Annotated in this window: 5 protein-coding genes and 4 tRNA genes; all 9 read right to left on the reverse strand. The window is 45.3% G+C overall.

Annotated elements, in window-relative coordinates; translation table 11 throughout:
* Positions 1-155: 155 nt before the first annotated feature.
* Complete coding sequence (gene ihfA, locus B7C60_RS16310) at positions 156-452, reverse strand: integration host factor subunit alpha (RefSeq protein ID WP_099612551.1); 297 nt, start codon at positions 450-452, stop codon at positions 156-158.
* A 457-nt stretch (positions 453-909) separates the two neighbouring features.
* The gene (gene pheT, locus B7C60_RS16320) at positions 910-3297 is read right to left on the reverse strand and encodes a phenylalanine--tRNA ligase subunit beta (RefSeq protein ID WP_099612553.1); all 2388 of its coding nucleotides are present in this window, start codon (positions 3295-3297) and stop codon (positions 910-912) included.
* Positions 3298-3315: 18 nt separating this feature from the next.
* Positions 3316-4299: a phenylalanine--tRNA ligase subunit alpha gene (pheS, locus tag B7C60_RS16325; protein WP_099612554.1), complete on the reverse strand. Its 984-nt coding sequence runs from the start codon at positions 4297-4299 to the stop codon at positions 3316-3318.
* Between the two features lie 182 nt (positions 4300-4481).
* Entirely contained in the window at positions 4482-5612 is a 1131-nt protein-coding gene (locus B7C60_RS16335) for a GGDEF domain-containing protein (protein WP_099612556.1), read from the reverse strand.
* A gap of 386 nt (positions 5613-5998) precedes the next feature.
* Positions 5999-6074, reverse strand: a tRNA-Gly gene (locus tag B7C60_RS16340).
* Positions 6075-6111: 37 nt separating this feature from the next.
* Positions 6112-6198, reverse strand: a tRNA-Leu gene (locus B7C60_RS16345).
* 48 nt (positions 6199-6246) lie between these two features.
* Positions 6247-6322, reverse strand: a tRNA-Gly gene (locus B7C60_RS16350).
* A 2-nt stretch (positions 6323-6324) separates the two neighbouring features.
* A tRNA-Cys gene (locus tag B7C60_RS16355) sits at positions 6325-6398 on the reverse strand.
* A 322-nt stretch (positions 6399-6720) separates the two neighbouring features.
* Positions 6721-7985 (reverse strand): NADP-dependent isocitrate dehydrogenase (locus B7C60_RS19805; protein ID WP_245869609.1); only part of this gene is annotated, 1265 nt, incomplete at its 5' end.

The raw sequence follows: 7985 nt of genomic DNA on the forward strand, positions 1-7985 counted from the left end.
ATATCAACAAGCATGGTTACCCTATATTACAACGCATATACAAGCGGCGTAGCTAACTGACTGACTTCCGAAACAGACTTACGCCGTGAACATGAAATAGCGCTTCACAAACAAAAAAAGGCCACAGTAATTTGTGGCTTTTTTATTGTTGTGCGTTATTTTCCGATTTGGATGTTCTCAACACGGGCTTTTAACTTTTGTCCTGGGCGGAACGTGACAACACGTCGAGCAGTGATTGGAATATCCTCTCCCGTTTTCGGGTTTCGACCTGGTCGCTCATTTTTATCACGTAGATCAAAATTACCAAAACCGGACAGTTTAACCTGTTCGCCGCTTTCTAGTGCTTTACGAATCTCTTCAAAAAACACTTCCACCGTATCTTTGGCATCCCGTTTACTAAATCCTAGATTTTCGAACAGGTTTTCAGCCAAATCGGCTTTTGTAAGCGCCATAAACTTTCCTCAAAGCTAGGTTTAACCTTGCTGCTTTAAGCAGCACCACAGTGATTTTTGCTCAGCCAATCAAAGACATATCGGCTTTAAACAAAAGTGTATGCCAACCTTATGATTTTCGCCAACTTTTTTATTTTATTAACGAACTGACACATATTCAACGGGTTGAATTTTCACGCTTTAAAATTGATAAAATTAAAAATAAAAACACAATGAAAGACAAAAATCAGCATAAAATATTAAAAGTATATATTTTTTTACTCTTTAATTCTAATTGTGAAATTTCCAATCTATTTGATCTTTGTCAGTAATAAAACAAGAATAAGCTGAAAAATCATAAGCTTGCTAATGCTAATTGTATACCGAAAATCGACAGAAGTCATCGCGGATAAAAAAAGAGCAAGGACATTCCCCTGCTCTTTTATCTCATCATCAATGCTCGACCAAGAATTAGACTTTAATCACGTAATGTGGCGGAGAATTGATCAGCAATGACTTTAACGATATTTTCAACCGCCGCAGCAATATCAACCTCTTCTAAGGTTCGCTCTGATGATTGAAGCGTTAAGGCAATGGCCAAACTTTTCTTCCCTTCCGCAACGCCTTTGCCAACATAAACGTCAAACAGTTTGGCTTCTTTGAGTAACTCACCACCCGCGATTCGGCATGCCGCCACAATATCACCAGAAGCAACCGTTTGATCCACCACAACGGCAATATCTCGACGGTTTGAAGGGAATTTAGATAGCGCTACCGCTTCAGGAATCACTTTGCTATTGATCGCAGACCATTCGATTTCAAACACCAGAGTACGGCCATTGAGACCAAACTTGCGCTCTAGTTCAGGGTGAACCGTACCGATCACACCAATTTGTTTGCCATCTAACATGATCGCGGCAGACTGACCTGGATGAAGCGCCGGGTGCTTCATTGCTGCAAAACTGTATGCTTTGCCATTTGCCGTCAGTTCTAAAATGGCTTCTACATCCCCTTTGAGGTCGAAGAAATCCACCGTTGCTGTTTCGAGATTCCAGTGCTCTTCACTACGAGTTCCAGAAATAACACCTGCTAACATTGGCTCTTGACGCATACCGTTTTCAGCAGCTTGATCGGGAATAAAGCGTAGACCGTATTCGAACAAGCGAACACGAGGTTGCTGACGTTTTTGGTTATGAACCACGGTGTTCAGCAACCCTTGAATCAAACTCAAACGCATGGCAGACATGTCTGCTGAGATTGGGTTTGGCAGGATCAAGGGCTCAACCTCTGGTACGATCAATTTTTGTTGTTCTGGCTCAACGAAACTATAAGTAATCGCTTCGTGGTAACCACGATCAACTAGCAGATCACGAACGCGTTTCAGAGGTAGGTTCGCTTCTTTATGCAGGTTCATATTGAGCGCAGCCGCTGGCGCTTGATTTGGAATGTTGTCATAACCATAAATACGGCCTACTTCTTCCACCAGATCTTGCTCGATTGCGATGTCAAAACGCCAAGTTGGCGCGGTTGCTGCCCAGCCTTCAGCCGTTGTTTCAACACGCATACCCAAACGCTGTAGGATTTCAACCACGTCCGTATCCGCGATATGGTGACCAAGTAGGTTATCGAGTTTAATTCGGCGTAGTGCCACCGTATTCGGTTTGGGCAGATCCGCATCAGATTCTGCCACTACGACTGGCGCAACATCACCGCCACAGATATCGATCAGAAGCTGAGTGGCCCGTTCCATTGCAGCGTATTGCAGTGCGTAATCGACGCCACGTTCAAAGCGCATTGATGAATCGGTATGTAAACCATAACGACGAGCACGCCCACGGATATGATCCGGTGCGAAAAATGCACATTCGAGCAACACGTCTTTTGTTTCACTGTTTACACCGGAGTGCTCACCACCAAAGATACCCGCGATCGCCAGCGCTTTAGTCTGGTCAGCAATAATCAGCGTATCGGCATTCAGTTCTGCTTGGTTGCCATCCAGTAGGGTCAATTTCTCGCCTTGTTCAGCCAAGCGCACCACGATACCGCCTTCGATTTTCGCCAGATCAAACGCATGCATGGGCTGACCTTGCTCAAGCATGACGTAATTGGTGATATCAACAATCGGATCGATCGAGCGAATACCACAACGGCGCAGTTTTTCTTGCATCCACAACGGTGTTTTTGCTTGAACATTGACGTTCTTCACAATACGGCCGAGGTAACGAGGACACGCAGCGGGTGCTTTTACTTCGATAGCTATGTGGGCATCAATCGTTGATGCCACCGGTGACACCATCGGTTCCGTCACGTCAGCTCGATTCAACACGCCTACTTCACGCGCCATACCACGCAGGCTGAAACAGTCTGCGCGGTTTGATGTCAGGTCAACATCGATGGTGACGTCATCCAGAGCCAGAAACTCACGGAAATCAGTACCGATAACAGCGTCTTCCGCCAGCTCCATAATGCCGTTGGATTCAATATCAATACCCAGTTCAGAGAAAGAGCACAGCATGCCGTGTGAAGGCTGGCCACGCAGCTTCGCTTTTTTAATTTTGAAATCACCTGGTAGAACCGCGCCAACCGTCGCAACCGCGACTTTCAGGCCCTGGCGGCAATTGGGTGCTCCGCACACGATGTCGAGCAGTTCTTCTTCGCCCACATCCACTTTTGTTACACGCAGTTTGTCTGCATCTGGATGTTGACCACATTCCACAACGTGACCGACTTTTACGCCAGTAAACGTGCCCGCAACCGGAAGAACATCATCAACTTCCAAACCGGCCATAGTAATTTGGTGGGTAAGCTCGTCGGTGGTAACCGCTGGGTTAACCCACTCACGAAGCCAAGATTCGCTAAATTTCATTGTGATTAAACCTCTGGATTACTTGAACTGTTTTAGGAAACGAAGATCGTTTTCGAAGAACGCACGTAAGTCGTTCACACCGTAACGAAGCATGGTCAAACGCTCGACACCCATTCCGAATGCGAAACCAGAGTATTTTTCAGGATCGATCCCTACACTGCGCAGCACATTTGGATGCACCATACCGCAGCCCAGTACTTCGAGCCATTTACCGTTCTTACCTTTCACGTCGACTTCGGCTGAAGGCTCTGTGAATGGGAAATAAGAGGGACGGAAACGCACTTCCAAGTCTTCTTCGAAGAAATTACACAAGAAGTCGTGCAGAATGCCTTTCAACTGAGCAAAGTTGACGTTTTCATCCACCAGCATGCCTTCCACTTGATGGAACATTGGCGTGTGTGTTTGGTCGTAATCGTTACGGTAAACACGGCCAGGGGCAATAAAACGTAGTGGTGGCTGGCTCTCTTCCATAGTCCGTATTTGTACGCCAGAGGTGTGAGTACGTAGCATCAGCTTTGGATTAAAAAAGAAGGTATCATGATCCGTCCGCGCAGGGTGATCATCTGCGATGTTCAGCGCATCGAAGTTATGGAAATCGTCTTCGATTTCAGGGCCAGACTCAACGGTAAAGCCCAGTTCACCAAAGAAGCTTTCAATACGCTCGATGGTACGGGTTACAGGGTGTAAACCGCCGTTTTCGATACGACGTCCAGGTAACGTGACATCAATAGTTTCAGCCGCTAACTTCGCTTCAAGCTCTGCACGTTGTAGGTTATCTTTGCGCGCAGCGATGGATTTTTGAACTGTTTCTTTTGCGACGTTAATCTCTTGGCCTGCCGCGCGACGCTCTTCTGGCGGTAATTTGCCTAGACTTTGTAGTTGAGCCGTTAGCTCACCTTTTTTGCCCAGATATTGAACACGCACTTCATCCAGTGCGACTAACGATTCGGCTGCATTAATCGCTGCGGTCGCGTTAGCAATAATCTCTTGTAGATGTTGCATTGTATCCTCGTCTGCTTATCAGCAGTATCCTTAAGGAGCCCGAAAGGGAATAAGGGATTCTTGGTTTTTAAGTAGCTGTACATAGTAACGAAAGCCGCTGTCAAAGCCAAACTGAAATCGCGCCCTAGAATACTTTCACGCAAACCTGAAACAACGATGTTCCATCTTTATAACAATTCTATCTAGCTTGGCTCGTTTTTTACTTGAAATTGAGCCGTACTGATTTGATTTTTTCCACTTCGTTTCGCTTGGTATACGGCATTGTCTGCCAATTTAATCAGTTGATGGTAGCTTGTCATCTGTTGATGTGATTGTGCAACTCCGACACTAATACTCGCTTGCCAGAGGCCATGTTCCGTCTCAATAGTAAGGCAGTTAACGGCTTGGCGGGTAAATTCGGCGACGTTGATCCCTCCTGCTAAATCGGTATTCGGACAAATCACTAAAAATTCATCCCCCCCAAGGCGAGCAACTAGATCATCACTACGAAATGAATGCTGTAATGTTTGAGCTAACTCAATGAGTATGCTGTCACCAACATCATGACCACACGTATCATTTACTTGCTTAAAATCATCCACATCAATCATGATACAAACCAGCGGTAAATGATGCTGTTTTGCGTCGTCCCAATAAACTTGTAGCTGACGTAATGCTTTCCGTCTATTAGGGAGTTTGGTTAGGCTATCCGTAGTAGATAAGGCCTCTAGTTGTTGGTTCGCTTTAAGCAATTGTTGTGTACGTTGCTCAACGGTATCTTCTAAACATTGGTTGAGTTTTACGAGTGCTCGGTTACGCTCTGAAACTAATTCAAATAATCCACTCAATGCGTTAAGTAATGGTTCTGTGGCACTTTCATGCTCACGCTCTTCTTGATCATAGGCTTGTTGAGGCGTCATACCTTGTTCGATCGCTTTGATTTGACGTGCCATATTTTGATCAATACCTAAAATATGATACGCCAGCCAGTGAATCAAAAATTCAAACAATTGCACCGCGGGTTTTTCGTCAGCTTCATTCAGGAAGGCCTGCATACTGACCAGTTCGGCCATAAATGTACGGTGTACTTGTATATGCTCAGTCAAATGAGCGTCCGCAATACCGCTCGTACGCATCAGCATTTCTTCTTCTTTAAAGTGAAATTCCGCATAGCGAGAGAGTTCAAACAGAGCCACACGTACATCGCTAAGGGCAACATTATTTTCTGACAGCAATGCGCCATATTGATTGATAAAGTTCACCAGATATTGATGCTGTTGATCAACCTCGTGAATCCCTGTTTCAAAATATCGATCCCACTGGAATGACTGCATATTTATCAAAAGCCTATTTGAATGCCATTATATCGTAATCCGAAATGAACAATGCGCGACCAACTGCAAACGCTCGTTTATTTATTTCATCTCGTTTATTTCCTGTATTCCGCTTCTTTACTTCATATAGCGTCATACAGTGCCAAACGGTATTACTTAAGTATAAACATAACTTTATCAAAGGGCATGCTCTGTGCTTACGCAACACTCACTAAATGAGATGCTGAACAAAAAGTGCCATGGTTATGGTTATGGTTAAGCGATGTTATGGTTAAGCGATAGATTGAAAGCATATCAAGTTACGCTTAATAAACTCTCTGAGTCCGGTATTCAAAAATTCTAGACAACAAAAAGCCCGATCATTTCTGATCGGGCTTTTTGTTATTTGGAGCGACACACGAGGTTCGAACTCGTGACCTCAACCTTGGCAAGGTTGCGCTCTACCAACTGAGCTAGTGTCGCATTAAGCAGGTAAGGCTATTACCTTGCTCTTTATAAATGGTGCCCCGGGCCGGACTTGAACCGGCACGACTCGAAAGTCGAGGGATTTTAAATCCCTTGTGTCTACCAATTTCACCACCAGGGCACACTAATTTTTTAACTTCTGCACCGCTTGCGCCGTGCGAATATAATTTGGAGCGACACACGAGGTTCGAACTCGTGACCTCAACCTTGGCAAGGTTGCGCTCTACCAACTGAGCTAGTGTCGCAATGGAGGCGCGTCCCGGAGTCGAACCGAGGTCCACGGATTTGCAATCCGCTGCATGGCCACTCTGCCAACGCGCCTTCAAGACTCAAGCCGCTTGCTTGTTTATCGCGTTGCTCTTGAGTACGGGATGCATTCTACGGATTCGATGCAATGAGTCAATAGAATTTTTTTGCTTTTTAAATCGTTTGACTATTTTGCATTCAAAAACGATTTCTTTGTTCACTTTTATAGCAAAAACTGTCTATTTTTCCTCAAGATACCTGACAACGCGACCTAAATTAATTTATGTAAGCGCTACCATCATCAACAACGGCTTTTTTTGTGTATGTATCGCTTTTTAATTTATGTAATAAAAGTAGGCTAAGCCACCCGATTATCTGTGTACTTAGCCACTCATCATTACGCTCGGTCGATGATGCGATTGAGGGTCTGACTTGGACGCATTAACGCTGAGACTTTCTCAAACACAGGTACGTAGTACCCACCAAGATCTCCCGGTTTGCCTTGCGCTTCGTTAACCTCTTGAATGATCTGCGCTTCTTGATCGCTCAGTTGTTTAGCTATGGGAGTAAACTCTGCAGCCAACTCAGCATCTTGTGTTTGTTCTGCTAATGCTTGCGCCCAATAAGTGGCAAGATAATAGTGGCTACCACGGTTATCCAGCTCTCCCACTTTACGTGAAGGTGATTTGTTATTGTCTAAGAATTTACCCGTTGCTTGATCGAGCGCATCGGCTAACACCTGGGCCTTCCGATTGCCAGAAACAATACTGAGATGCTCTAAAGAGGCAGCTAAAGCCAAGAATTCGCCTAATGAATCCCAGCGTAAGTGATTCTCTTTTTGGACTTGTTGGACATGTTTGGGTGCTGAGCCCCCTGCTCCAGTTTCAAACAAACCACCACCATTCATTAATGGAACGATAGAAAGCATTTTTGCCGACGTTCCCAATTCAAGGATGGGAAAGAGATCAGTCAGGTAATCACGTAATACGTTCCCCGTGACAGAAATCGTATCTTTGCCTTCTTTCATACGAGCCAAGGTGTACAAGGTCGCATCGACAGGAGACAAAATCTGTATCTCTAAACCCGTCGTATCGTGATCGGGTAAATACTGATTTACTTTTTTAATCAGTTCCGCATCGTGAGCACGAGCACCATCTAGCCAGAAAATAGCGGGAACGCCCGTTGCACGAGCGCGGTTGACTGCCAACTTAACCCAATCTTGGATCGGCGCATCTTTTACCTGACACATACGGAAGATATCTCCCGCTTCTACCGATTGTTCTAAAAGTACTTTGCCGGTGCTATCGATCACGCGCACCACACCCTCAGCGTCGATAATGAAGGTTTTATCATGTGAACCATACTCTTCTGCTTTTTGTGCCATTAATCCCACGTTTGGCACACTACCCATTGTAGTGGGATCAAAAGCGCCATGCTCTCGACAAAAATCGATCACGGCTTGATAAACCCCTGAGTAGCAACGATCGGGAATCATCGCTTTAGTATCTTTTTGCTTACCGTCTGGCCCCCACATCTGTCCTGATGAACGGATCATCGCTGGCATTGAGGCATCGACAATGATGTCACTAGGTACATGCAGGTTGGTAATTCCACGATCAGAATCGACCATTGCCAATGCGGGCTGTGTCGCATACACCGCTT

The organism is Vibrio fujianensis (assembly GCF_002749895.1).
Taxonomy (GTDB): Bacteria; Pseudomonadota; Gammaproteobacteria; order Enterobacterales; family Vibrionaceae; genus Vibrio; species Vibrio fujianensis.